Origin of the sequence: Paraburkholderia ultramafica (assembly GCF_902859915.1) — a bacterium.
GTDB lineage: Bacteria > Pseudomonadota > Gammaproteobacteria > Burkholderiales > Burkholderiaceae > Paraburkholderia > Paraburkholderia ultramafica.
Genome location: NZ_CADIKK010000010.1, coordinates 24,997 through 49,618, shown reverse-complemented (window position 1 = coordinate 49,618; position 24,622 = coordinate 24,997). Strand labels below are relative to the sequence as shown.

The following is a 24,622-nucleotide window of genomic DNA, read 5'->3' as shown; positions in this document are numbered from 1 at the left end:
TGCGCGTAGCGATCCGTTAGGGCCTGGCGAACCTACTGCACCTGCCACCATCGCGGCAACAATCGCCGCACCTCGGGCCGCCGATACCGGTCATCGATCAGATGCAGCACGCCCTGGTCCTGCTCCGTGCGAATCACGCGCCCGGCCGCCTGCACCACCTTCTGCAAACCCGGGTACAGATACATGTAGTCGTAGCCGTTGCCGAACCTCGCGTCCATCGTGCGGCGCATCTGTTCGTTGACATCATTCATTTGCGGCAACCCGAGCGTCGCGATGAACGCACCGATCAACTGCTGGCCGACCAGATCGACGCCTTCCGAAAACGCACCGCCGAGCACCGCAAAGCCGACGCCCTGATTCATCGTCCGAAAGCGCGCGAGAAACGCGTCGCGTGCGGCTTCGTCCATGCCGGGCTCCTGCGCCCAGACCGGCAAGCCGGGATGCCGCTCACGCATCAACTCGACCACGCGCTGCAGGTACTCGAAACTGCTCAGGAAGCCCAGGTAATTGCCCGGCTGCGCCGCGTACTGCTTCGCGATCAGATCGACGATCGGCGCGAGCGAGCGCTCGCGGTCGCGCCAGCGCGTCGAGACATTGCCGGCCACGCGCACCTGCAATTGCTCGGCGCGAAACGGCCCATCGACGTCGAGCCATCGGGTCTGCGCCGGCAGCCCCAGCGTGTCGCGATAGAAATGGTGCGGATTGAGCGTGCCGGAGAACATCACGGTGGTGTGCGCGGCGGCATAGCGCGGCGCGAGAAACGGCGCGGGGATCACGTTGCGCACGCACAGCGTGGCGCTGGTTTTGTCGCGCGGCGCGTAACGATCGGTGCTGAGCGTCACGTCGAAAATCGAGTGCTCGCCGAACTGCTCGGCCAGCGCGACGAACTGCATCGCATCGAAGAAAAAGCGCAGCGCGGGTTCGTCGATGGAAAACGGCGCTTCGGCGAGCTGATCCGTGACCGCGCCGATCAGATTCTGCGCGGCCGACAGCAGTTTGCCGGGGACCTCGGCATAGACCTGATACGTGCCGGTCTGCACGCGCTTGACGGCGTTCCACTCGCGCTGCAACCGTTCAAGCGGCTTGCGCAAACTTGCCGGCGCTGTTTTGCGTGCGAGCCGGAACGCCGCCTGATCGAGCGACGCGGTGTACATCCGCCGGGCGCGGTCGAGCAGATTGTGCGCCTCGTCGACCAGCACGCCGACGCGCCACTGATTGATCTGCGTGAGCGCGTACAGCATCGCGTTGCTGTCGTAGTAGTAGTTGTAATCGCCGACCACGACGTCGGCCCAGCGCGCCAGTTCCTGCGCCAGATAGTACGGACAGACCTCGTGCGCGAGCGCCGCTGCGCGCACCGCCGCACGGTCGAGGCGCGCCCCCGCCAGCGCCATGCCGCGAGCCGCGTCGAGCCGGTCGTAGAAACCGCGCGCGAGCGGACAGGACTCGCCGTTGCACGCTTTGTCGGGATGCTCGCAGGCTTTGTCGCGCGCGACCAGCTCCAGCGTTCTCAACGGCAGTGGCGCGCCGGACGATGCGGCGCTCCGGCGCAACGTTTCGACTGCGTCGAGCGCGAGCGCGCGGCCCGGCGTCTTCGCGGTCAGGAAGAACACGCGGTCGATCTGCTGCGAAGCGCACGCCTTGAGCAACGGGAAAATCGTCGCGAGCGTCTTGCCGATGCCGGTGGGCGCCTGCGCCATCAACGGCATGCCGTCTCGCGCCGCGCGATACACCGACACCGCCAGCTCGCGCTGCCCGCTGCGAAACTGCCCATGCGGAAACTGCAACGCGCCGAGCGCAGCGTTGCGCGCGGCGCAATGCGCCTCTTCCTGCACGGCCCACTCGAGAAAGCGTTCGCACTGCTCGACGAAGAAAATCTCCAGTTCACGCGCGGTATGCGATTGCGTCAGCAGCGCTTCCTTCTGACTGCCGATATCGAAGTACACCAGCGCCACCGTCAATTCGGCGAGGCCGCGCGTACGGCACAGCAGATGGCCGTACACGAGCGCCTGCGCCCAATGCAGCGTGCGGTGATTGGCGGGCATCCGCTCCAGATCGCCGCGATGGGTCTTGACCTCTTCAAGACGGTTCGCCACCGGATCGTAACCGTCAGCGCGGCCGCGCACGGTCAGGCCGCGATGCGTGCCCGTCAGCGTGATCTCGGTTTCGTAGCCGCTCGCGCGCCGCCCCGCTACCGTCACGTGACCGGCCATGCCTTCCAGCGACGTAGGCGCGGGCGTGAATCGCAGATCCAGATCGCCGCGCCTTGCCGTGAACTCGCACATCGCCCGCACGGCCACCACGTAGGTCATGCGCTGGCCTCAGTGTCGCGCTTTGTGGCCCACTGCGCCGCGGCTCCCGTTTCCGTGACCGCTTCGCCGGCCCAACGCACGTCGAGCACGCGCACCGGCATGCCGTGCTGAGCGCAGTACGCGAGCCAGCGAATCTGGTTGTCCTGCAAGCGATCGCCGGGCCCCTTCACTTCGATCAACTCATAGCGACGCTCGGCCGGCCAGAAGCGGATCAGGTCGGGCAAGCCCGAACGGTTGCCGCGAATATCGCGCAACAAGCGCTCGAACCACAGTTTCAGATGCGCGGCGGGCAGACAGTCGAGCGCCAGCGCGACAAGTTCCGGCGTAAGCAGCCCCCAGAATACGAAAGGCGATTGCAGCCCCGCCTTGCCGTGCAGATGCCGCAGAATCGTCTCGCGATAGTCGCCGCTGTCGAGTTGCGCGAGACACGCGGCAAACTGTTCCGCACGGCGCGCGTGAAAATCCGGCGCATGCAGATCAGCCGGGCCGCGCTGGAACGGATGAAAAAACGCGCCGGGCAACGCCGCGAACACCGGCTCCCAGCACAGCAAGCCGAACAGCGAGTTGATCAGCGCATTCTCGACGTAATGCACTGGCGCGGCGTCGCAAGTCAGATGATCGCGCGCGACGTATTCGACCGCTTGCGGCGTCTCGGGCTGCGGCAGCACCAGCGTGCTGCGCGCGACCGGGCGAGCCGCCGGCGTGCGCAGCGCTGGCTCGCCGCGCTTGCGCCGCAAACGCGGCAACATGCGCGCGATGCGCTGCGCCTCTGCTTCGCTTTCAGGCGCGACGGCGGCTTGCGAGGCCAACGCGAAGGCTTCGTCGAAGCGCTCGCTGCGCTCGAGCACGCGCATGCGCCGGTGGCGCGCGCCGGGCCACGTGCACTGCTCATAAACAGCGAGCGCGGCAGCCCAATTCTGTCGACGTTCGCAATCCTGGCCGATACGGAACAGCAGTTTCGCGCGACGCGTTTCAAGCCACGGGTTGGCGATTTTGATCGCACCGACGGTGGCAACGAGTTCGTCGATCGCCGCCGTGTCGTCGACGGGCAGCCACTCGAGCGCTTCGCGGCACGCATGCAGCGCGAGATAGACGTCGACGTCCGCGCGTTGCTGGAATGCGCGCGACGAAGGTGCGAACGCCACCGTTTCGTACTGGAACACGCCGAGATCGGCGAGCACGAACTCCGACCAGTCCTGCTGCAAATTGCCGAAGAACATCAGACGCAGGCGTTCGCAGAGCGGCGCAATAGCGACGTGCAGGACGTAGTCCGTGGAGGGCGCGTACCAGGCGGAGAGTGGACGCAGCGCGCGACTTTCCGCGTCGCCGGCGCTTTCATAAAACGGGCGCAGCGTTTCCAGCAAATCCGGTTTGCGCAAGCTCTTTGCACCGGGAATCAACGCGATGGTCGGTGCGAAGATCTCGAGCAACTCAGGCCGCGTGCTGAGCGCAAACAGATCATCGAGCGTCAGGGCCGGCTCGGTGTCGACCCAGCCGAGCGCCGCCAATGGCGCGGCCGCCTGCAAAGGGCAGCCGATCTCGTCATACGACAGACGGCTCGCGCGAAACAGCATGCCTTTGCGCATCAGCATGCGCACCAGCAGCGCCCGGGACTTTTGCGGCAAACCTTCGAAAGCGTTGAGGAACGCGTGCTCCTGCGCGTCCAGCAGGTCGTCGTAACGCGTAGCGAGCCACGCCAGCGCGCGCTCGAAGTTCAGCAGGTAGTAAGGGACGTCAGAGCCGATATCTGACCGAGCATCGGTTGCCACGGGCTTTCCGCATGACCTGTATGTTTATACAGTGATGATGATAGCAAAGTCCGTCGCTGCTTCCGCTGCTGCGAATGACGCGTCACGCCGCGACCCACACCACCGTCAACGAGCGCACGCCCTGCGCGCCGCGAATCAATACGCCTTCGATGTCGGCCGTCGCGGAAGGTCCAGTGACGAGCGCCGCATAGCGAGCGTCGCGGAAATCGTCACGACGATAGACGTCCTGCAAACCGTCGAGCAATTGCGCCGGATCGAGCAGCACGACCAGATGCTGAACGATGTAGCCCAACGCGTTGACCACATACTCGCGTTCGCTGAGCCACACCGAGCCGGTTTCGGCGACACCGAAGCGCGCCCGCACCACGCCGACGTCGATGTCCTGCAACGAAGCGGGTTGCGTGTCCGCCGCGAGCGCGCGTGTACCCTGCACTTCCGGAGTTGCCGATGCAATCGACGCCGCCGCGCCGAACCGCTCGCGAATCAGGCCGCTCACGTCGCTTGCCGCCGCCACCTCGACGCAGGTGCCGCCCATCAACTGCAACGCCGCCGTGAAACGCGCGCGCAGATCGCCGCCCGCCGCGTCGAACACGGGCACCTCGGGACGCGGCCGGGCCGCCGGTTGCGCTTGCCGCACCTTGGCGAGAAAAGCCTCACGCGTTGTCATCACCACCTCCACGATTCTTCCTGTACCAGGCATGGAAGGTCAGCTTCGGCGCCTCCGGCAACTCGCGCTGCTTGCCCCAGATGTTGAGCGGGTTATACAGCACGAAATTCGGCAGCCGCCGCAACGCGCTGCCCATCGACGATACCGTCGCGCGATACAGGGTCGGGCTCGCCAGCAATCGCCCGGCCATCTTCAACACTTCCTGCTTCACGAACGGCACTTCATGACGCTCGGCGATCACCGCGCGCCATTTGTAGATCTGCTCGTGAATGTTGATCTTCACCGGACACACGTTCGTGCAACTGCCGTTGAGCGTCGACGCGAACGGCAGCGCGCTGTAGCGCTTCAGATCGAACGTGGGGTTGATGATCGCGCCGATCGGCCCCGAGTAAGTTCCGCCATACGACAGCCCGCCGCTGCGCCGATACACCGGACAGGTGTTCATACACGCGCCGCAGCGGATGCACTTGAGCGAGTACCAGAAGTCCTCCATCGCGAGCCGCTCCGAGCGGCCATGATCGACGAGGATGTAATGCATCTCGGTGCCGGGACGCGGTGCGCGGAAATGCGACGTGTACTGCGTGATCGGCGAGCCGAGCGCGCTGCGCGAGAGCATGCGGATGAACACGCCGAGATCCGCTACCTTCGGAATCAGCTTCTCGATACCGATCGACGCGATATGCAGCGGCGGCACATTCGCCGACAGGTCCGCATTGCCTTCGTTGGTACACACGACGACCGCGCCGGTCTCCGCCACCGCGAAATTGCAGCCGGTCATGCCGGCCGTCTTCTCGCGCACGAAGTACGGCCGCGTGTTCATCCGCTGGCTTTCCGCGAGGTAGTGGATATCGCTATTCTTCGGATCGGTGCCGATGGTGCGGCCGAACAGTTCGGCGACATCGGCGCGCAATTTATGGACCGCGGGCACCACCATGTGACTCGGATCCTGATGATCGAGTTGCTGGATGCGTTCGCCCAGATCCGTCTCCATCACCGTAATGCCGCGCGGTTCGAGATACTCGCGCATCCTGCATTCGTCGGTGAGCATCGACTTGCTTTTGACGAGCGTGGTCATGCCGCGCCCGGACATGATCTCGTGCACCAGCGCGTTGTGCTCTTCGGCGGTGGCGGCCCAATGCACCACCACGCCATTGGCCTCGGCCGCGGCGGCAAACTGTTCGAGATAGTCGGACAGATGCGACAGCGTGTGTTCCTTGATGCCCGATGCCAGTTCGCGCAGCGTCTCCCATTCGGCGATGCCATGCGCCTGCGCATCGCGCTTCTCACGCAAATCCCACAGACGCCTGTCGTGAAACGCGACGTGCTCCGTCTTTTTGATGAAAGCACCCGCGGCTTTCGCGTGATCGATCCGGTTCATGCGCGTGCTCCGTTGAGAACCTGCGCGATATGGATGAAGCGCGCGTCGGCTTTCATCCGTTCCGCGCAGCCTTGCTGGTGCATCAGGCACGACATGTCGCCCGACACGATGTATTCGGCGCCCGCGTTCAGATGGTCGCGCACCTTGTCTTGCCCCATGCGCACCGACACTGGCTCTTCAGTGACCGAGAACGTGCCGCCGAAACCGCAGCACTCATCGGGCCTTGCCGGCTTGACGAACTCGATGCCCTTCACGCGTTCGAGCAATGCGCGGGGTTTCGAAAACGGCGTGGCCGCGATTTCCGACACCGACGCTTCCTTCAGATGGCGCAGCGCGCTGCAACTGTTGTGCAAACCGACGCGATGCGGAAATTCGGCCCACGGAAATTCACGCGCGCCGACCACGTCGTGCAGAAACTCGACCAGCTCGTAAGCGTTCGCGCGGACCTTCTTCACTTCACTGGTCTGTTCGATGGCGGTCAAATGCTCGCGCACGTGATGGATGCAGCTCGCGGACGGCCCGACGATGTAGTCGTAGCCCGCGAAGTTGCGCGCGAACACGCGCTCGGCGCCGGCTGCCTCGGCATGCGCGCCGCTGTTGGCTATCGGCTGGCCGCAGCAGGTTTGCTCTTGCGGATAGTCGACCTCGATACCGAAGCGTTCGAGCAATTCGAGCGTGGCGATCCCGACTTCGGGATAAAACGCGTCGATGAAGCACGGGATAAACAGGGCGACTTTCATAAGCTCTTTGAAAAGAAAAGGCGGCAGCGGGCGATTCGCCTACTCTACTGCGGAATCAGGCTGGAGAGCCATGGCGGCTGGGGCTTTACGTCCCGGTCGGACACCATGTCGGAGAGCCGTTTGCGCGTGAACGACTGGATCGGGCGGAATTCCATGGGCAGCGATTGGCGAAGCCGGTTGAGCAAGCGGATTGGCAGGCAGTGATCGACGACCCGCGCGACTTTGAACGACTGTGGCACGGTGCCTGGATTATACCGTTCGAAGGCGCGTACCGAATTTGCGCACCGGCGGCGACGCACGACGGCAAAGGCCGGATGCTCCGCTATTCAAACGGCGCAAACCACGCTGAAGATCGACCGAATGCTATCGCGCCATATCGGACGAGTCGGGCGCATAACCAACGCGCGAATCAATACGGATGGCCTGCGAATCTGATTCTCAATGCGCCCCCGCATCATAGAAGCTCACCAGATCGCGCTTGAGTGCGTGCAATGCCTCGTCGTCGAGGTAGATCATGTGGCCGGTCGGATAGTAGGCGATCCGCACGTTGGCACGCAGCGGACCGTCGACGCCCAGATGCGCCAGCGCGTACTCGGTCGCGAAGAACGGCGTGGCGAGGTCGAAATAGCCGTTCAGCGACATCACGCGCAACCGCGGATTCTGCCGCATCGCTTCGGCCAGATCGCCAGCCGCATACGGCGCCGTCAAATGTTCGCCCCACCATGCGCGATGTTTCCAATCCCAGTGCGTCAACGCTTCGTCGCTGAAGACGACGTAACGGTCGGCGGGCGTAAAGTGCAGATCCTCGGCGAAGTGCCGATGAAGCGCCGCATCGAAAGCGCTCGACACGCTGCTCACGGATGCATCGAAGTCGGGATGCTCGGACGCATCGTCGAAGTCGAGGCCTTCGAAGCGCGCATCGTAACGGCCGACGCTGCGCGACTGATCGCGCAGCAACTGACTGCGAAAGCGCGCAGGATAAAGACGCAGACGGTTGCGCTTCACGTAGCCGGCATCGAGGCCGGTGAACTGCGCGACGCGCGCGGCGATCGCATCGCGTTGCTCGTCGGGCAGCGCGTCGCCCTGCGCGAGCGCTTGCGCGTAGGGCCCGCGGGCGAACGCGCGGGCGTCGTCGAGAAAGGCCGGCAAGCTGGCGGGCTTCGGCACGATCTTGTCGTGATACCACGCGATCGCCGCGAAGCTCGGCAGATAGCTTTCGCTTCTGAAATCGGAGCCCGGCGCAAAGGCCTCGGAATCGAGCACCGACGACATCAGGATCACACCGTTGAGCGCGATATTGTTCTGCCCCAATCGATACGCGAGCATTGCGGCGCGCGCGGTCCCATACGATTCGCCGAGCAGATACTTGGGTGAATTCCAGCGCTGGTTCACCGTCAGATAGCGGTCGATGAATTGCGAAAATGCGCCGAGGTCCTGATCGACGCCCCAGAAGTCTTTGCCCGCGCCCTGCCCGACGACCTTCGACAAGCCCGCGCCGACCGCATCGATAAAGACGAGGTCGGTCGTGCCGAGCAGGCTGTCGGGGTTGTCGTCGAGTGCGTACGGCGCGGGCGGCGTGCTGGCCGGACTCGCGGTACGCACCCGCTTCGGCCCGAACGAGCCGATCATCAGAAACACGCTGCCGGCGCCCGGGCCGCCGTTGAACAGAAACGTGACGGGGCGTGTCGACGGCGCTTTGGCGGAGACCGTGTAGGCGACATAGAAGACGCTGGCATTGGCCTCGCCGGTCCTGTTGCGCAACAACAGGTTGCCGGCGGTCGCCGTGTAGTCGATCTTGCGGCCGTCGAGCCGGATCGAATGCTGGGTGACGGTTGAAGTTTCCGGGGGCACCGGAATCGCAGCGGCCGATCTGGCATTGTGCTGCGGCGTGTCCGGCGTGTCCGGCGTGTCCGGCGCGTCGTAGCGAGCGGCGGAGGGCGTGCGTGGCTGGCTGCCGGTGCGTGACGGCACGAGCTGCGGATCGTGCGCCGCCTCGCTTGTCTCGTTCGCTGCGGCGCGTCGACGCTGCGGGCCGGTCTGGGCGCGCTCAGGCGCGCTGGCTTCCGACGCCGCGCTTTCCTCGCTGACAGTGGGGTCGGGTGAATCGTCCAGTTCGGCGGCCGCGCACATCTGAGTCAGTGCGGCCAGCGCAGCGAGAACGAGTGTCACGGCCACCAGAGCGGCCGCCAACGATCCCGCCATCAGTGATTGGCGCAACCAAGGATAGAAACGAAGGCCCATGGGGTTCCCGCGTGCGAGTCGAGATGCGCCGATGTCCAGGGTGTTGGTATTGAAGACGAACCCGGCGCTCGATTTTTGACGCAAGCTTTAGCGACGTCAACTGAAAAACTCGCCTCGCGGCCCGTTCCTCCCATGACGCATCGCTTCTCGACACGAAACGAAAACAAACCGAAATGTTGAAGAAAGCTCAACGAGTCCGCAACCCACCCACAAACGCCGCGATCCGCTCGCACGCATCGATCAGCCGCGCTTCGTCCACGACGAATCCCAGCCGCACGAACCCATTCGCGGTCTCGCCGAACGCGCTCGCATCGAGCACCGACACACCCTGCGCGCGAAACAGCTGCCAGGTGAAATCGACCGTCGCGAGACCCGTGCCGCTGACGTCGACCATCATGAACATGCCCGCCTCGGGCAACAGGCATCGCAAGCCTGGCACCCGATGCAGCCGCTCGAACACCACGTCGCGCCGGCGCCGATAGATCTCGCGCATTTCGGCGGCGATCGCCGCCTTGTTCCGCACGGCCGTCAATGCGGCTTGCTGGATGAAGCCTGGCAAACCGTAAAGCATCGCGAGCGCCAGCCGCCCCATGTGCTCGATCAGCTCGGCAGGTCCGATCGCCCAGCCGACGCGCCAACCCGCCATCGCATGCGACTTCGACAGGCTGCCGAGCGTCACGGTACGCTCCGCCATGCCGGGCAACGCTACGATGCTCACGTGTTCTCGCTCGAAGGTGAGTTCCGCATAGACCTCGTCGGACAGCACCCACAGATCATGCTCGCAGGCGAGCCGCGCGATGCGCTCGAGATCGGCGCGCGGCATCACCACGCCGGTCGGATTGCACGGCGTCGCGAAGAAAATAGCCTTGGTGCGCGGCGTGAGCGCGGCTTCGAGCGCATCGCAATCGACGTGAAACGCGCGCGCCGGATCGACCGGCACCGGCACCAGCGTGGCGCCCGCCGCACGCACGCAAGCCTCGTAGGTCAGGTACATCGGCTCGGGGACGATCACTTCGTCGCCTGCTTCGAGCAGACATAGCGACACGGCGAACACGCCGTTCTGCGCGCCCGCGGTCAGGATCACGTTGGCGGCGCTCACGGTGCAGCCGGTCATGCGCGCATGTTCATCGGCAATCGCCGCGCGCAACGGCTCGCGGCCGGACACCGCGCTGTAATGCGTATCGCCGCCACGCAATGCGTCGATGGCGCGCTCGACGATCGGCGCGGGCGTCGCGAAGTCCGGATCGCCCACGCTCAGTACGATGACGTCTTCGCCGGCGGCGGCCGCCAGTTGCGCGACACGGTGGATTTCCCACGCCGACGTGCGTTTGCCTTGCAGGCGCTCGACCAGATTCGAGTACTTCATTGCGCTCACCCGTTTCGATTTGACCCGCCAATGTAATGGCGCGCGCACGAAACGTCCAGTTACGAAAAAGAGCCACGCGAGCGGACAGCCTCGCGTGGCCCTCAAGCGCGGCCCCTTCGACGGGGCACGACGCGCTTAGATCTGACGGCGCAATTCCGCCGGCGGCACCTTCATCAGATGCCGGTACTTGGCCACCGTACGCCGCGCCACCAGCACGCCCTGATCGGCGAGCATCTTCGCCAGCGTCACGTCGGACAGCGGATCGCGCGTGTTTTCAGCGGCGATCATTTCCTTGAGCAGCGCGCGCACCGCGGCGGCCGAACACGTGCCGCCGCTTTCGGTACCCAACTCGCGCGGGAAGAAATGCTTGAACTCGAAAATGCCGCGCGGCGTGGCCATATATTTGTTGCCGGTGGCGCGCGAGATGGTGGACTCGTGCAGACCGAGCTCTTCGGCCACATCGCGCAGCACCATCGGCTTGAGCGCGATTTCGCCGTACTGGAAGAAGGCCTTCTGATGCGCGACGATGCACTCCGCGACGCGTTGAATCGTGTCGAAACGTTGCTGTGCGTTACGGATCAGCCAACGCGCTTCCTGCAACTGTTGCGCGAGCGGCGAGCGGCTCCCGCCGGCCGATTGCGCGAACAGTTCCGCGTACATCCGATGGATCCGCGCGCGCGGCTGCACCGCCGGGTTGATCGATACGACCCACTTGTTGCGCACCTGGCGCACGATCACGTCCGGCACCACGTAGTTGTCTTCAGTACGGCCGTAGCAATTGCCCGGCTTCGGATCGAGCTTGCGCACCAATGCGCAGGCGACGCGCAATTCTTCTGCGCTGCAGCCAATCTGCTTTTGCAACTCGGCCTGTTCGCGGCGCGCGAGCCGTTCCAGATGATGCTCGACGATTTCGCGCGCAACGTCGTGCCCCGGCGTATCGGCGGGCAACGCATTCACCTGCAGCGACAGACACTCCGACAACGAACGCGCCCCCAGCCCCGGACGGTCGAGCGATTGCACGAGGCGCAGCGCCACCAGCAACTCTTCCTCGGTCAATTCCGGTTCGAGATCGACGCTATCGGCGAGATCGGAGAGCTCCTGACGCAGATAGCCGTCATCGTCGAGCGCCTCGATGATGAAGCGGGCCACCGCGCGGTCACGGTCGTCGAGCCGGTACAGACGCAGAGAGTCGTGCAACTGCTCGCGCAACGTCGGTTGTGAACGGGCCCATTCGGCGGGATCGCTGCTCTCCGGATCGCCGTTCTGGCGCGTCGAACTGCGGGTGCTGTAGTCGCCCGAAAAGTCGCCGGGCACGTCGTCCTGACCCGCGCTTTCCAGCGTGTCGCCGCTGCCGTTGTCAGCCGGGAGCGAATCGGGTTCGGCGGCGTCGACCGTATCGGCCGCGGGCAGCGCGCCGGTCTCTTCGCCAGGCGATGCGGTGGCGAGCGCGACGTCTTCCGTTTCCGACGAGTCGTATTCGAGGAACGGATTGGTATCGAGCGCGGTGCGCAACTCCTGCTGGAACTCCAGAGACGACAACTGCAACAGACGCACCGATTGCTGCAAACGCGGCGTGAGTGCGAGAGACTGCCTCGTGCGTAGTTCAATTGAAGGCATTGTAGTGAGGTCCCGTTAATAGGCTGGAAGAGGGTCAGTGACCCCCTCAGAGCAACTGTCGTACCAGTTCGCCCAACACCCTGTTTTTTCTACGCTTTGCTTTTTCAGGCCCGCCAATTGCGCAGGCGTCGGGCGCCTTTTTTACAAGTACCCGGCAATTTCCGATTCCCCGCCCGGCACGACGCGGGAGCGCGCGCCGCGCCTCTGCTTTGCCCTATTCGTCAGCCTAAATACTGATGCGGTAACGGCTTTTCCACGCTGGGCGGGTTCGCTTCGCACGCCGGGCACACCACTTGCGCAGCAGCACTACGTGGACGGACGCCGGTCTTTGCAAGCGAGACACGCCAGACGCACAGGCGCAACGCATGCAGCGGCCGTCGCCCGGTGTCGATAACGGGGCCCTGACGGAACCGTAGCGGCAACGACCCCACGCACGTCATCGGCGGTTCCGGCCGCGATCGACCGCAGGCAACAAGACCGCAATTTTCATCAACACCCGAAGGAGAAACCATGAAGACCATCCAACTTCTGAAGACCGCAGGTAGCATCGCTTGTGTCGCTTTCGCACTGAACGCTACGGCGCAGACCAGCGGGTCGGCCCCGTCGGCCGCCTCCGAAACCATCGGCCAGCACGTCGACGACGGCGCCATCACCACCAAGGCCAAGGCGGATCTGCTGGCTGCGAAGAACGTCAAGTCGACCCATATTCACGTGAAGACCCACAAGGGCGTGGTGTGGCTCACGGGTTCAGTGCCGTCGGCCGACGACAAGGCCGCCGCCGAAGAAGTCGTGAAAGGGGTGGACGGCGTGTCGAGCGTGAAGAACCATCTGAAGGTCGCCGCCGAATAAGACCGGGCGATAGCACCGGAAGATGTCGATTGTGGCCGGCTCTATCGAAACTCGAAAACCAGCGACCAGCGCCCCTTCCAGGCGCCAGCCGCCTGGCCGTATTCAACGCTGGCTCGCCGCGTACTGATCGCGCAGATCGCGCACGCGATCATGGTTTTGCAGCACGCCCTGATACTGCCGCTCGACGATCGTGCGCACGTCCACCGGCAAATCCTTTTCGAGCGCGTCGTGATAACGCTTCTTCGCGACGTCTTCGCCCTTTTCGCATTCAGCCAGGATCTCATGATCGCTGCGCCCGGTCACCGCCGACTTCACGTCGACCCAGCCACGATGCAGCGCTCCGCTCATGCTGCCGCCCGTCTCGGGCTTGCCGCCCAGACTTTGAACCGCGTCCTGAAGCTCGCGCGCGCCGCGCGTGCAGTCCTCGGCACGCGCCAGAAACATCGTTTTCAATTGCGCGTCGTGTGCGTCTTCGGCTGCCTTGCGAAAGCCCTTCTCGCCGTCCTTCGACGTTTCGACCAGATCGTTCAGCACGGAAACAACGTTCGTAGCCATTCAATACCTCCAGGGTTTCGTTGGTCGAGGAATCCGCTGCCGGCCATCCGCATTCGCCTGCGGCGCATTGGTCATCTGGCAACGGGGTTCGCCGATCCATACGCATGAGCCGTACCCGGCGCGGCGAGCGTCAGATGGAACGCGCAACGCGGCAACACGGATTGCAGCGCAATGCAAAACAGCCCGACAAATGCCGGGCCGTTTTGTGATTCACCGGTTCGACAAGCGCATCAAAAACTCAAGCGTAGGCACGCGCCGGCACTACGCCGTTGCGCCGCGATCGGGTTCCATGCCTTCCACTCTGAACAGTCCGCTATGCAACACCACGCCTTCTCCGTTGTTCTGGTCGAGTGCTTCCGCGCAAACCGAACGGATGCGCTGACGGCCCTTGTCGAAGGCCGCCATCAACGCGCTTTCCAGTGCGGAATCGGCGCCGAAATGATCCTCCAGCGCCTCGGCGGTGATTGCGCACACCACCGGCTCGCCTTCTACCCGCGCCATGAAGCGCACCGTCAGATTCGCGCCGTCGAAGATCGGCTTGTCGTCCGTAAAAATGATTTGCATAAGGGAGTCCTCATAGGCCGGTCGCGCCAGGATCGCGTTCATGACGAACCCTTCATTTCGCCGGCGAGTTGCTGCGCCATCGCGAGGTGGTGTTTGATGGTCGGCAGCGCGTGCGTGGCCGCGGCCTTCAACTGCGCGTCGGTGCCGCTCTGGCTTTCCTGCTGGAACAAGTCCACCGCCCGCTGATGCGCTTCCACTCCGATCTGCTCGACGTAGGCCTGATCGAACTGCTGGCCCTTGAGCGTTTGCAGTTTGCCGACCAGCGCGGAATCCGCCGACGGCGTCGCGGTGAACCCCTTCTTCGACACGAGCGCCGCCATGCCGTGCGAAAGCTTCGTATGGTCGGCGATCATCTGCTGCGCGAACTTGCGCACGTGCGGGTCGTTTGAATTCTTCAGCGCGATCTTGCTGGCTGCGATTTCGGTGGCGTCGGACGTCGACGCGTCCTGCACGAACTGCTGGTCCGCCGGCGAAAGCCTGGTGCGGCTGACCGGCGCATCGCTCGCGGGCGCGTCGCTGGCTTGCGCATGGACCGCGCCGATCGACACCGCGCTCAGACCCAGCGCGATTGTCGCGACTTGTAGGGAATACCGGAGTTTCATGCACTTTCTCCCTGTTCGACGAGTCACCGTCGCGGAGCTGACCGACGAGGCACAGCAAGTGCGCTCGCGCGCTGCGCGCCTCGCTCATCAACTTTGCTCAAGCCGCGTCGCGCCTCGACCATGCCAAGGCCTGACCACATAGCGCGGAGTGGCCCTTCTTCATTACTTATTAACGTGCTAATCAGCAAAAGATGTGCCCATCTGATGTCGCGTGTCGAATCGACCTTCAAACCGACCTTCAATTGCAGTCTGGTCCATACGTTTGACGGGTTGAATGAACGCCTGTCGGGATCGTTCCGCGATGGCATGACACAGTGCGCCAGGGCCCGTGCTGGGCATCGCCTTGGCTTGCACCGAGTCACCGACGCCATGCGCGCGTCATGCTTGAAACTTCTGTCTGCAACCTTGATCCGCTCGATCGTCAATTGAACTCGCTAGAATACGGAACCTTCATGCTGCAATCAGGCGCGTCCCATCCGATGATCTCCCGCGACGATTCAAGACGTACCGCAAGGGCAAGCGCAGCCAACTCGCTGTTTGCTTTTCTCAAGGCGCTACCGCTCGGCGAGCGGCTGATCGAAGGCGGCTTCATGGCGGTGCAGGCGGTCGCCGGCGCCAGTCTCGCCTTCGCGATCGGCCGTGCGCTGCATACCGAACAGGCGTTCTGGGCCGCGATCACGGCGATCGCGGTCAGCCAGCATAGCTATATCGACACCCGCAACCTGTCGCGCGATCAATTCATCGGCGCGATGGTCGGCGGCATCTGCGGTCTGGCCGGCGCCTTGCTCGGCCGCGGCCACTTCGCCGCCTATGCGGCCACGGTGGCGGTGGCGATCGTGATCTGCTGGATCGTGAATGTGGGCAGCGCGGCGCGTCTGGGCGGCATCACCGCGACCATCATGCTGCTGGTGCCGGGCATCGGGCCCGCGTGGGACAAAGCGTTGCTGCGGCTCGGCGAAGTGACGATCGGCACGGTCTGCGCGCTGCTGGTCGCCTGGCTGATGTCGCGTATCGAGCAACGCTGGTTCGGCAAACCCGGCTAGTCCCGCCGGCTTTGCGCAGCGTCATCCTCTTGCGGTCGACGCCGGTAACGCCCCGGCGTTACGCCGACGCTCTGCGCAAACGCCTTGCCGAACGCGCGCCGAAGCGCTCGGCGTGGCGGTCGCGATGAACGCGGGCGCGACGATGGTGTACTCGGCTCGCACGATGGATGCCGTCGCCGCTTATACGGCTGAAGCGAGCCCGGCAGGCGAAGCAACGTTTAAATAAACGGCTGTGCGGTAAGCCGCGCCGGTGGGTGCGGTTGGTCGGTGCGGTTGGTCGGTGCGGTTGGTCGGTGCGGTTGGTCGGTGCAAATGTTGGGTGCGATCGCGAGCGGCGGCGGCGGTCGCCGCCTGCCACCGCCGCCGGTATTTGCCGCCGACTGCTCCGTCCAGCCGCGCGCCGCGTCGACACACCCTGCCACGTCGCGTGGCGCGGAACCCGACACCTGGCACCCAGCCACCCAGCCCCAACACCTAGCCCTGGCGGTGCGCCTGCGCCGCCTGGCGCGTTTCGGCCAGCTGCGTGCGGCGCCCTTCGCCCTGGCGCTCCAGCATCCAGCCCGGGTATTCGGCGGGCAGCGTGCTGACCTGATCGAGCTTCGCAAGCTCTTGCGCGTCAAGCGTCACGCCCGTGGCCGCGATGTTGTCGTCGAGCTGCTCGACCTTCTTCGCGCCGACGATCACCGAACTCACCACGCGCTGATGCAGCAGCCACGCGAGCGCGATCTGCGCCACCGACACCTGCTTCGCGTTGGCGATATCGCGCATCACGTCGATACAGTCGTACGCGCGCTCGCGGTCGACCGGCGGAAAATCGAAACTCGTCCGGCGGCTGCCTGCTTCACCCTGCTGCTCGCGCCCGTACTTGCCACTCAGCAACCCGCCCGCCAGCGGACTCCACACCATCAGCCCGAGGCCTTCGCTGTGCAGCATCGGCACGAGTTCGCGTTCAAGGTCGCGGCCCGCGAGCGTGTAATACGCCTGCAGAGATTCGAAACGCGCGAGCCCGAGGCGCTCCGAGATGCCGAGCGCCTTCACGATCTGCCACGCGGCCCAGTTCGACACGCCGACGTAACGCACATGACCGTGCTGCACCAGTGTATCGAGCGCGCGCACCGTTTCTTCGATCGGCGTGGCCGGATCGAAACCGTGAATCTGGTACAGGTCGACGTGATCGAGTTGCAGTCGCTTCAGACTCGCCTTCACCCCGTCGATGACGTGATACCGCGAAGCGCCCCGCGCGTTCGCAAACTCGCCGGTCTGGCCGAACACTTTGGTCGCCACCACCACTTTGTCGCGCGGCACCTTGAGGTTCTTCAACGCCTGGCCGGTGATCTGCTCGGACAGGCCGTCCGCATAGATGTCGGCCGTGTCGATGAAATTGATGCCCGCGTCGAGCGCCCGGCCGATCAGCCGCTCCGCGTCGCCCTGCTGCAGATCGCCGATCTGCTTCCAGATGCCCTCGCCACCGCCGAAGGTCATCGTGCCCAGACAAAGTTCTGAAACAAACACACCGGTACGGCCTAGCTGGTTGTATCGCATCGTCGAAGCTCCATCTTTGCAGTCGTGTATGGGTGAGCCGTAGAGAGTACTGCAATTGGCGAGATCCGGCAGGACACGCGTTGACCGCTGGCAGCCGGCGCCCGCGCTGATTTTGCAACCGGCTTACGCTCAGCGCCGTGGCGAAGCGTGGGAAGTTGCCGCCTCCGAAAAAAATCGCCTTGCTGCCGAAAGCTTCGCACATCGGCAATACGATCCTGGCAACGCGGCTGCGCGCCGGGTCGCGTGATGCAGCGCGATACTGACGGCCAAGCTTGCTAGACCCGCGCCGCGAATCCCAGACCGAATGTCACGAAGGTCAGTGCGAGTCCCTCGGCAAAGCCCGCAAAAACCTGCCAGACTGACTGCTGCCCTTCGCAACCGGCCCATTTGCCGCCCACTGGATATGGCACGCCACGTCCCCATCTACGCAAGCATGACTTCGGCCACGACATCCGCCGCGCGGGACGTTGCTGCCAGTTCAGCGCCGGGTTCCGCCGCGGGCCACGCTGCGCCTGCATCGACGCACCGCGCGCTGGACGACTTCCATCCGGCGGTCGCCGGCTGGTTCCTGAAGACCTTCCCCGCCCCGACCGAAGCGCAGACCGCAGCTTGGCCGCAGATTCGCAGTGGCCGCTCCACCCTGGTGGCCGCGCCGACGGGTTCGGGCAAGACGCTCACTGCATTCCTCTCCGCGCTCGACGATCTGGTCCAGCAAGGCCTCGCCAACGGCGGCGCATTGCCCGACGCAACGCTGGTGGTCTACGTGTCGCCGCTGAAGGCGCTCTCCAACGACATCCGTCTGAACCTGCAGATGCCGCTGCAAGGCATCGCCGCGGAACTCGACGCGCGTGGGCTGCCGCCGCTCGATATCCGCACGGCCGTGCGCACCGGCGACACGACGCAGCACGAACGCAACGCGCTGAAAAAGCGCGCGCCGCATATTCTCGTGACCACGCCGGAGTCGCTCTACGTGCTGCTCGGATCGGACTCGGGCCGCCGCATGCTGTCGACCACGCGCACGGTGATCGTCGACGAGATTCATGCGCTGGCCGGCAGCAAGCGCGGCAGCCATCTCGCGCTCAGCCTCGAACGTCTCGACGCGCTATGTCAGCGGCCTTTGCCGCGCATCGGCCTGTCGGCCACGCAAAAGCCGGTGAGCGCGGTGGCGCGCTTTCTGGTGGGCGGCGCGAGCATCGATAGCGACATGCCCGCCGACTGCGCGATCGTCGACGTGGGCCATATTCGCGCGCGCGATCTCGCGCTGGAAATCCCGCCCGTGCCGCTCGAAGCGGTGATGCCCAACGAGGTATGGGAACGCGTCTACGATCGCCTCGCCGAACTGGTCGCGATGCACCGCACCACGCTGGTCTTCGTCAACACGCGGCGCATGGCCGAGCGCGTCGCGCGTCATCTGACCGAGCGGCTCGGCAAGGAGGTGGTCGCCGCGCATCACGGCAGCCTCGCGAAAGAACATCGCTTCGACGCCGAGCAGCGCCTGAAGCACGGCGAACTGCGCGTGCTGATCGCCACCGCTTCGCTGGAACTCGGTATCGATATCGGCGACGTCGATCTGGTCTGCCAGATGGGTTCGCCGCGCGCGATCGCACCATTCCTGCAACGCGTCGGACGCTCGGGCCACCATGTCGGCGGCATGCCTAAAGGGCGGCTGTTTCCGACTTCGCGCGACGACCTGATCGAATGCGCGGCGCTGCTCGATTGCGTGCGGCGCGGCGAACTCGACGCGCTGTGCATTCCGCGCGCGCCGCTCGATGTGCTCGCGCAACAGATCGTCGCGGAAGTGTCGAGCGCCGAATGGAGCGAGGATGCGCTGTTCGCGATGATGCGGCGCGCCGCGCCGTATGCGGAACTGAAACGCGAGCAGTACGACGCCGTGCTGCGCATGCTCGCCGAAGGCTATACGAGCCGCAACGGTCCACGCGCCGCCTATGTGCATCGCGATGTGGTGAGCGGCACCTTGCGCGGCCGACGCGGCGGCAAGCTGGTCGCCGTCACGTCGGGCGGCACGATTCCCGAGAACGCGGATTATGCGGTGGTGCTCGAACCGCAGGCGATCAACATCGGCACCGTCAACGAAGACTTCGCGGTCGAAAGTCTGGCCGGCGACGTGTTTCAGCTCGGCAATGCGTCGTACCGGATTTTGCGCATCGAGAGCGGCCGCGTGCGGGTCGAGGACGCGCAGGGGCAGCCGCCGAATATTCCGTTCTGGCTCGGCGATGCGCCGGGGCGCAGCGATGAACTGTCGTTCGCGGTGGCGCGCTTGCGCGAAGAGATTGGGCGCCTGCTTGAAGGGCGGGATGTCAGGGCGCTGGCGATCGCGAAGACGCATGTCGGTGAAGCGGGAACCGGCGCGGTAATGGAAGCAAAAGCCAAGGCCAGAAGCAAAGCCATGAGCAAAGCGGAAGCCGGAGCGGGAACTGAAACTGGAGCCAATGCCAATGCCAATGCCAATGCCGAAGCCGTGACCGTGACCGAACGCGGAACGGAAAGCTCCGCCTCGCACGTAACGGAAGCCCAAAACGAAACCACGCCCGCACGCATCGATCACGCGATCGACTGGCTAATCGACAACCTCGGCCTCGACGAAGCCGCCGCGCGCCAGATCGTCGACTATCTGGCCCGCGCCCGCGCGGCGCTCAGCGTGCTGCCCACGCAGAACACGCTGGTGATGGAGCGCTTCTTCGACGAATCCGGCGGCACGCAACTGGTGATTCACGCGCCCTTCGGCAGCCGCGTGAATCGCGCGTGGGGTCTCGCGCTGCGCAAGCGGTTCTGCCGGACCTTCAACTTCGAGCTGCAAGCCGCCGCCACCGAGGACGCGATCGTCCTGTCGTTGACCGGCAGCCACTCGTTCGTGCTCGACGAAGTGTGGCGCTATCTGCATTCGAACAGCGCCGAGCATCTGCTGATCCAGGCGCTGCTCGACGCGCCGCTATTCGGCGTGCGCTGGCGCTGGAACGCGACCACCTCGCTGGGCTTGCCGCGCTACACGGGCGGGCGCAAGACCGCGCCACAACTGCAGCGCATGCGCAGCGAAGACCTGCTCGCAAGCGTGTTTCCCGAACAGGCCGCGTGTCTGGAGAACCTGGTCGGCGAACGCGAACTGCCACGCCATCCATTAGTTGACCAAACCGTCGACGACTGTCTGCACGACGCGATGGACAGCGAACGCTGGCTCGCGCTGCTGCGCCGGATCGAACAGGGCGAGGTCCGGCTGGTGGCACGCGATCTGCCGGCGCCGTCGCCGCTGGCCGCCGAGATCCTCAACGCGAAGCCCTACGCGTTCCTCGACGACGCGCCGCTCGAGGAACGCCGCACGCAAGCCGTGCTGAACCGCCGCTGGACCGATCCGGCCAGCACCGACGATCTCGGCGCGCTCGACGCGGACGCGATCGACAGCGTGCGCGACGAGGCGTGGCCGCAAGCGCGCAACGCCGACGAGATGCACGAAGCGCTGACGAGCCTCGGCTGCGTCACCGACGCCGAAGCGCGCGCTCACGAAGGCTGGCCGGCGTGGCTCGCGTCGCTGGCCGAAGCGGGCCGCGCAACCCGCCTGCACCTCGCCGACGCCGCCGCGGTGTGGCTGCCCGCCGAGCGTCTCACCTGTTTCCACGCGCTCTACCCCGACGCGCCTCGCACCCGCTACGCGCCGCAACTCGTCGCGCCGAAAGGCTACACCGACAGCTGGAGCGCCGCCGACGCGCTGCTCGACGTGCTGCGCGCGCGCCTGACCGGCTTCGGCCCGCAGCCGGTCAGCGCGATCGCGCAGCCGCTGAGCTTGCCGCCGGCGTCGGTCGAGCAGACGCTTGCCCGTCTCGAAGCGCAAGGCTACCTGATGCGCGGCCGCTTCACGCCGCAAGCCACTGAAGAAGAATGGTGCGAACGGCACCTCCTCGCGCGGATCCATCGTTACACGGTGAAACGCTTGCGACGCGAGATCGAGCCGGTGGAGCGGCACGACTTCATGCGCTTTCTGTTCGAGTGGCAGCATCTGACGCCGGACACGCGCGGCGAGGGCCGCGACGCACTGGCCGCGGTGCTCGACCAGCTCGAAGGCTTTCAGGCCGCGGCGGGCGCCTGGGAAGAGGACATCCTGCCCACGCGCGTGAAGGCCTACGTGAATACCTCGCTTGACGAACTATGTCGCGCCGGCAAGATTGTCTGGACCCGGCTCACCGGGCGGGCGCGCGGCGCAGCGGGCCCGATCCGCAGCACCCCGATCGTGCTGTTGCCGCGCGCCGAGGTGCGCACATGGAGCGCGTTGCTCGACCCGGCCAGGCCACTGGAATTGTCGGCGCTCGCGCAGAGCGTGTACGACACGCTCTCGCAACACGGCGCGATGTTCTTCGACGAGCTGCTCGCTGAAGTCCGCGTGCTGCGCATGGAACTGGAGAATGCGCTCGGCGAACTGGTCGCCGCCGGTCTCGCCAACTCCGACAGCTTCGCGGGCTTGCGCGCATTGCTGAAGCCGGTCGCCAAACGCAACGCGTTTTCCAGCAACCGGCGCGCGCGATCGAGCGCGCTGATCGGCGGGATGGACGACGCGGGACGCTGGGCGCTCGTGAGCCGGCAACCCGTTGCCGCCGCAACGGAGAATGTGCCGCAGCGCCGTCGACCGTTGCCGCCTGAAGTGCTCGAGCATGTTGCGCTGACCTTGCTGCGCCGCTATGGCATGGTGTTCTGGCGTTTGCTCGAACGCGAGGCCGAATGGCTGCCGCCCTGGCGTGATCTGCTGCGCGTCTATCAACGGCTCGAAGCGCGCGGCGTGATTCGCGGCGGGCGATTCGTGAACGGTCTCGCCGGCGAACAGTTTGCGTTGCCCGAAGCGATTCCCGTGCTGCGAGAAGTCCGGCGGCAGGCGAACGAGGGTGCTTTGGTGTGCGTCGCCGGAACCGATCCGTTGAATCTCGCGGGGACCTTGCTCGTCGGAGAGCGGGTGCCCGCCGTGGCGGGCAATCGGCTCCTGTACCGTGACGGCGTGGTGGCGGCTACGCTCGTCGCCGGGAATTTCTGGTTCGATGCCGCGTTGGCAACCCATCCCGCCGAGCGTGAGCGTGCTCGCGGATTGCTGGCGCGAAGGTTTTAGGATTGTCATGCGTGCATGCACGCATACGGTGATTTACCCAACACGAATATTGCTATCACCTGCCCCTAATAACCCTAAAGCTCGCGGCCGTCCGACCGTTAATGTTTATAAGCCCGAATTCCACCGCTTCGCTACAATGGGGTCGGTCTTAAGTATGAAGACTGTTTGCCGCCTCGCGCCTTGTCGGGGACTACCGGCATACACGCCCCGGGGATTTCATGAACGACGACCAACACGAGCAGGTGCTTTATGCCCGGTTCGGCACAAGCAGTCCATGCTGGCGTTTGTCGACCGACAGCAACGCACTCGAACTCACGCCAGTGACCGGCGATGTGCCCGCTAAAGTCGCCATTTCTCTGAGCCCTCAACAAGCCTCGCAAATCCGTCGCCTCACCGGCGTGACCTCGCATGCCGTCGTCGACGTGCAAATGTTCGGCGCCCCATTGCGCCTGCATCTCGTCGGCAAAAAGCTCAACAGCGACACGTGGGCCGGCACCGCATCGGCCTATGACGACACCGAGTCCGTCGCGCGCGATCTGGTCCAGGGTCTCTCGTTCGCTGAACAGGTCGTCTCCGAAGTCAATCTGGTCGTGGTCATCATCGATAGGCATGGCCGGATACAGCGCTTCAACCGGCTCGCGGAAGAACTTTCTGGCCTCAAGGAAGAAGACATCATCGGTCACACTGTGTGGGCGCTGTTCATGTCGCCCGAAGAAGCGGCGGATTCCTGCCAGAACATCGCCGGCTTCTTCAATCGCGGTGTGGCGTACGACGCCGAGCGGCGCATTAAAACGGTGCACGGCGAGCGGCTCTTTCTGTTTCGCAACAAGTTCGTCCAGGGCGGCAGCGGCGTTGACCAACAGTTCCTGATCTGCTCGGGCACGGACATCACCGAACAAAAACTCGCGCAGGAACGGCTGTTTAGACTGGCCAACACCGATGCGCTCACCGGCCTCGCCAATCGCAACGCGATCCAGGAGAAAGTCCGCGTGGCGATCGAAGATGCCGGTCCGGACGAAGCGGTCGGCGTGCTGTTCCTCGACCTCGACAACTTCAAGAAGGTCAACGATCACTACGGCCACGAGTTCGGCGACCGGCTGATCCGCGATGTGTCGGCGGCCATCGGCGCGTGCCTGAACGACGGCGACGCGCTCGCGCGCCTGGGCGGCGACGAATTCATCGTGCTCGCGGCCAAGGGCACCGCGCACGCACTCGAGGCCACCGCGCAGCGCATTCTCGAACGCATGCGCACGCCGTTCGCCATCGGGCTGGTGGAGGTCTACACCGGCTGCTCGATCGGCATCGCCCGGTATCCGGAGCACGGCAACAGTCTCGAATCGCTGATCCGCTCGGCCGACACGGCGATGTATGCCGCCAAGGACGAAGGCAAGCGCACGCACCGTGTGTTCTCGCCGGACATGAACCACCGGGTCGCCGAGTACATGTGGCTCGACACGAACCTGCGGCGCGGGCTCGAAGAGGGTCAACTGACGCTGCATTACCAGCCCAAACTGTGGCTCGCCACCGGCATGGTGCAAGGCGCCGAGGCGCTGGTGCGCTGGAACTCGCCGGAACGCGGGCAGATCATGCCAGCGGAGTTCATCCGTTATGCCGAAGAATCCGGGCTGATCGGCGTGCTGGGCCGCTGGGTCATGGAGACCGCCGCGAAGCAGGCCGCCAGATGGAAAGCGGACGGCCACAACCTGCGCGTCGCGATCAACGTGTCAGCGCGGCAACTGGTCGACACCGCCGTGGTCCGGCATTTCACCGAAGCGCTGCACCAGGCGAAACTCGATCCTTGCCTGATCGACCTCGAACTCACCGAGAGTTGCCTGATCGAGGACGAAGCGGCCGTGATCGAACTGATCAAGCAGTTTCGTCAACTCGGCGCCCAGGTTCATCTGGACGACTTCGGCACCGGCTACTCGTCGCTGTCGCAACTGGGCCGCATTCCGCTCGACGTCATCAAGCTCGACCGCAGCTTCGTGCGCTCGATCAACGCCGACACCAAGGCGCAAGCATTGGTGCGCTCGATGGTCGCGGTCGCGCAGGAGCTGGATTTCAAGGTGGTCGCCGAAGGTATCGAAACCGAATCGGAAGAAATCTTCATGAAGGGCCTGGGCGTCGATTACGTACAGGGCTTCCTGTATGGCCAGGCGATGCCCGTGGCCGAATTCGAACGCTGGTTGAAGGACAGGCAGAAGCTCAGACTGATTGCCTGAGCTGGGCGTTGCCTTTGCGGCCTTTATCGCAACAGGCCGCCCCAGCGCCCTGCT

General features: G+C 64.8%; 17 protein-coding genes and 1 pseudogene. 5 read left to right on the top strand and 13 right to left on the bottom strand.

Annotated features, from left to right (window positions below; translation table 11 throughout):
• Positions 1-32: 32 nt before the first annotated feature.
• The 9 genes from HV744_RS12490 to HV744_RS12450 all read right to left on the bottom strand — a co-directional run bounded on the left by HV744_RS12490 (position 33) and on the right by HV744_RS12450 (position 12,087).
• On the bottom strand, positions 33-2,309 hold the full coding sequence (locus HV744_RS12490) for an ATP-dependent DNA helicase (protein WP_175149821.1): 2,277 nt from the start codon (positions 2,307-2,309) through the stop codon (positions 33-35).
• Positions 2,306-4,078, bottom strand: coding sequence for a VRR-NUC domain-containing protein (locus HV744_RS12485; protein ID WP_175149820.1), 1,773 nt, complete (start codon positions 4,076-4,078; stop codon positions 2,306-2,308). Before HV744_RS12485 ends, HV744_RS12490 begins: the two co-directional genes overlap by 4 nt.
• An 82-nt stretch (positions 4,079-4,160) precedes the next feature.
• Positions 4,161-4,745 (bottom strand): LutC/YkgG family protein, encoded by a 585-nt coding sequence (locus HV744_RS12480; RefSeq protein WP_175149819.1) that lies wholly within the window; start codon positions 4,743-4,745, stop codon positions 4,161-4,163.
• Positions 4,732-6,123 (bottom strand): lactate utilization protein B, encoded by a 1,392-nt coding sequence (locus HV744_RS12475; protein WP_175149818.1) that lies wholly within the window; start codon positions 6,121-6,123, stop codon positions 4,732-4,734. The genes HV744_RS12480 and HV744_RS12475 overlap by 14 nt, the downstream gene beginning before the upstream one ends.
• The gene (locus HV744_RS12470; RefSeq protein WP_175149817.1) at positions 6,120-6,863 is read right to left on the bottom strand and encodes a (Fe-S)-binding protein; all 744 of its coding nucleotides are present in this window, start codon (positions 6,861-6,863) and stop codon (positions 6,120-6,122) included. The genes HV744_RS12475 and HV744_RS12470 overlap by 4 nt, the downstream gene beginning before the upstream one ends.
• A gap of 44 nt (positions 6,864-6,907) precedes the next feature.
• Positions 6,908-7,102: a hypothetical protein gene (locus HV744_RS12465; protein ID WP_175149816.1), complete on the bottom strand. Its 195-nt coding sequence runs from the start codon at positions 7,100-7,102 to the stop codon at positions 6,908-6,910.
• A 199-nt stretch (positions 7,103-7,301) separates the two neighbouring features.
• Entirely contained in the window at positions 7,302-9,104 is a 1,803-nt protein-coding gene (locus HV744_RS12460; protein ID WP_175149815.1) for a S10 family peptidase, read from the bottom strand.
• Between the two features lie 187 nt (positions 9,105-9,291).
• Positions 9,292-10,470: a pyridoxal phosphate-dependent aminotransferase gene (locus tag HV744_RS12455; protein WP_175149814.1), complete on the bottom strand. Its 1,179-nt coding sequence runs from the start codon at positions 10,468-10,470 to the stop codon at positions 9,292-9,294.
• 135 nt (positions 10,471-10,605) lie between these two features.
• A complete protein-coding gene (locus HV744_RS12450) occupies positions 10,606-12,087 on the bottom strand; it encodes an RNA polymerase factor sigma-54 (protein ID WP_175149813.1) in 1,482 nt (493 codons plus the stop codon).
• 510 nt (positions 12,088-12,597) lie between these two features.
• Here HV744_RS12450 and HV744_RS12445 point away from each other — a divergent pair.
• Entirely contained in the window at positions 12,598-12,936 is a 339-nt protein-coding gene (locus tag HV744_RS12445) for a BON domain-containing protein (RefSeq protein WP_175149812.1), read from the top strand.
• Positions 12,937-13,038: 102 nt separating this feature from the next.
• Here the strand turns inward: HV744_RS12445 and HV744_RS12440 are convergent, their stop codons facing one another.
• The 3 genes from HV744_RS12440 to HV744_RS12430 all read right to left on the bottom strand — a co-directional run bounded on the left by HV744_RS12440 (position 13,039) and on the right by HV744_RS12430 (position 14,657).
• Entirely contained in the window at positions 13,039-13,491 is a 453-nt protein-coding gene (locus HV744_RS12440) for a ferritin-like domain-containing protein (RefSeq protein WP_175149811.1), read from the bottom strand.
• Between the two features lie 261 nt (positions 13,492-13,752).
• Entirely contained in the window at positions 13,753-14,097 is a 345-nt protein-coding gene (locus tag HV744_RS12435; protein WP_175149810.1) for a DUF1488 family protein, read from the bottom strand.
• Complete coding sequence (locus tag HV744_RS12430) at positions 14,094-14,657, bottom strand: DUF4142 domain-containing protein (RefSeq protein ID WP_175149808.1); 564 nt, start codon at positions 14,655-14,657, stop codon at positions 14,094-14,096. The genes HV744_RS12435 and HV744_RS12430 overlap by 4 nt, the downstream gene beginning before the upstream one ends.
• A gap of 479 nt (positions 14,658-15,136) precedes the next feature.
• Here HV744_RS12430 and HV744_RS12425 point away from each other — a divergent pair, with 479 nt between their 5' ends.
• Positions 15,137-15,700 carry an FUSC family protein gene (locus HV744_RS12425; protein ID WP_175149952.1) on the top strand — a complete coding sequence of 188 codons (564 nt, stop codon included), beginning with the start codon at positions 15,137-15,139 and terminating at the stop codon, positions 15,698-15,700.
• A gap of 97 nt (positions 15,701-15,797) precedes the next feature.
• Positions 15,798-15,926 (top strand): annotated as a pseudogene (locus HV744_RS37240) (carboxymuconolactone decarboxylase family protein); the annotation flags it as partial.
• Positions 15,927-16,174: 248 nt separating this feature from the next.
• Here the strand turns inward: HV744_RS37240 and HV744_RS12420 are convergent.
• A complete protein-coding gene (locus tag HV744_RS12420; RefSeq protein WP_175149806.1) occupies positions 16,175-17,242 on the bottom strand; it encodes an aldo/keto reductase in 1,068 nt (355 codons plus the stop codon).
• Between the two features lie 433 nt (positions 17,243-17,675).
• Here HV744_RS12420 and HV744_RS12415 point away from each other — a divergent pair, with 433 nt between their 5' ends.
• Both HV744_RS12415 and pdeR read left to right on the top strand, forming a co-directional pair.
• Positions 17,676-22,346 (top strand): DEAD/DEAH box helicase, encoded by a 4,671-nt coding sequence (locus HV744_RS12415; protein ID WP_175149804.1) that lies wholly within the window; start codon positions 17,676-17,678, stop codon positions 22,344-22,346.
• 218 nt (positions 22,347-22,564) lie between these two features.
• Positions 22,565-24,568, top strand: coding sequence for a cyclic di-GMP phosphodiesterase (gene pdeR / locus HV744_RS12410; protein ID WP_175149802.1), 2,004 nt, complete (start codon positions 22,565-22,567; stop codon positions 24,566-24,568).
• Positions 24,569-24,622: the final 54 nt, after the last annotated feature.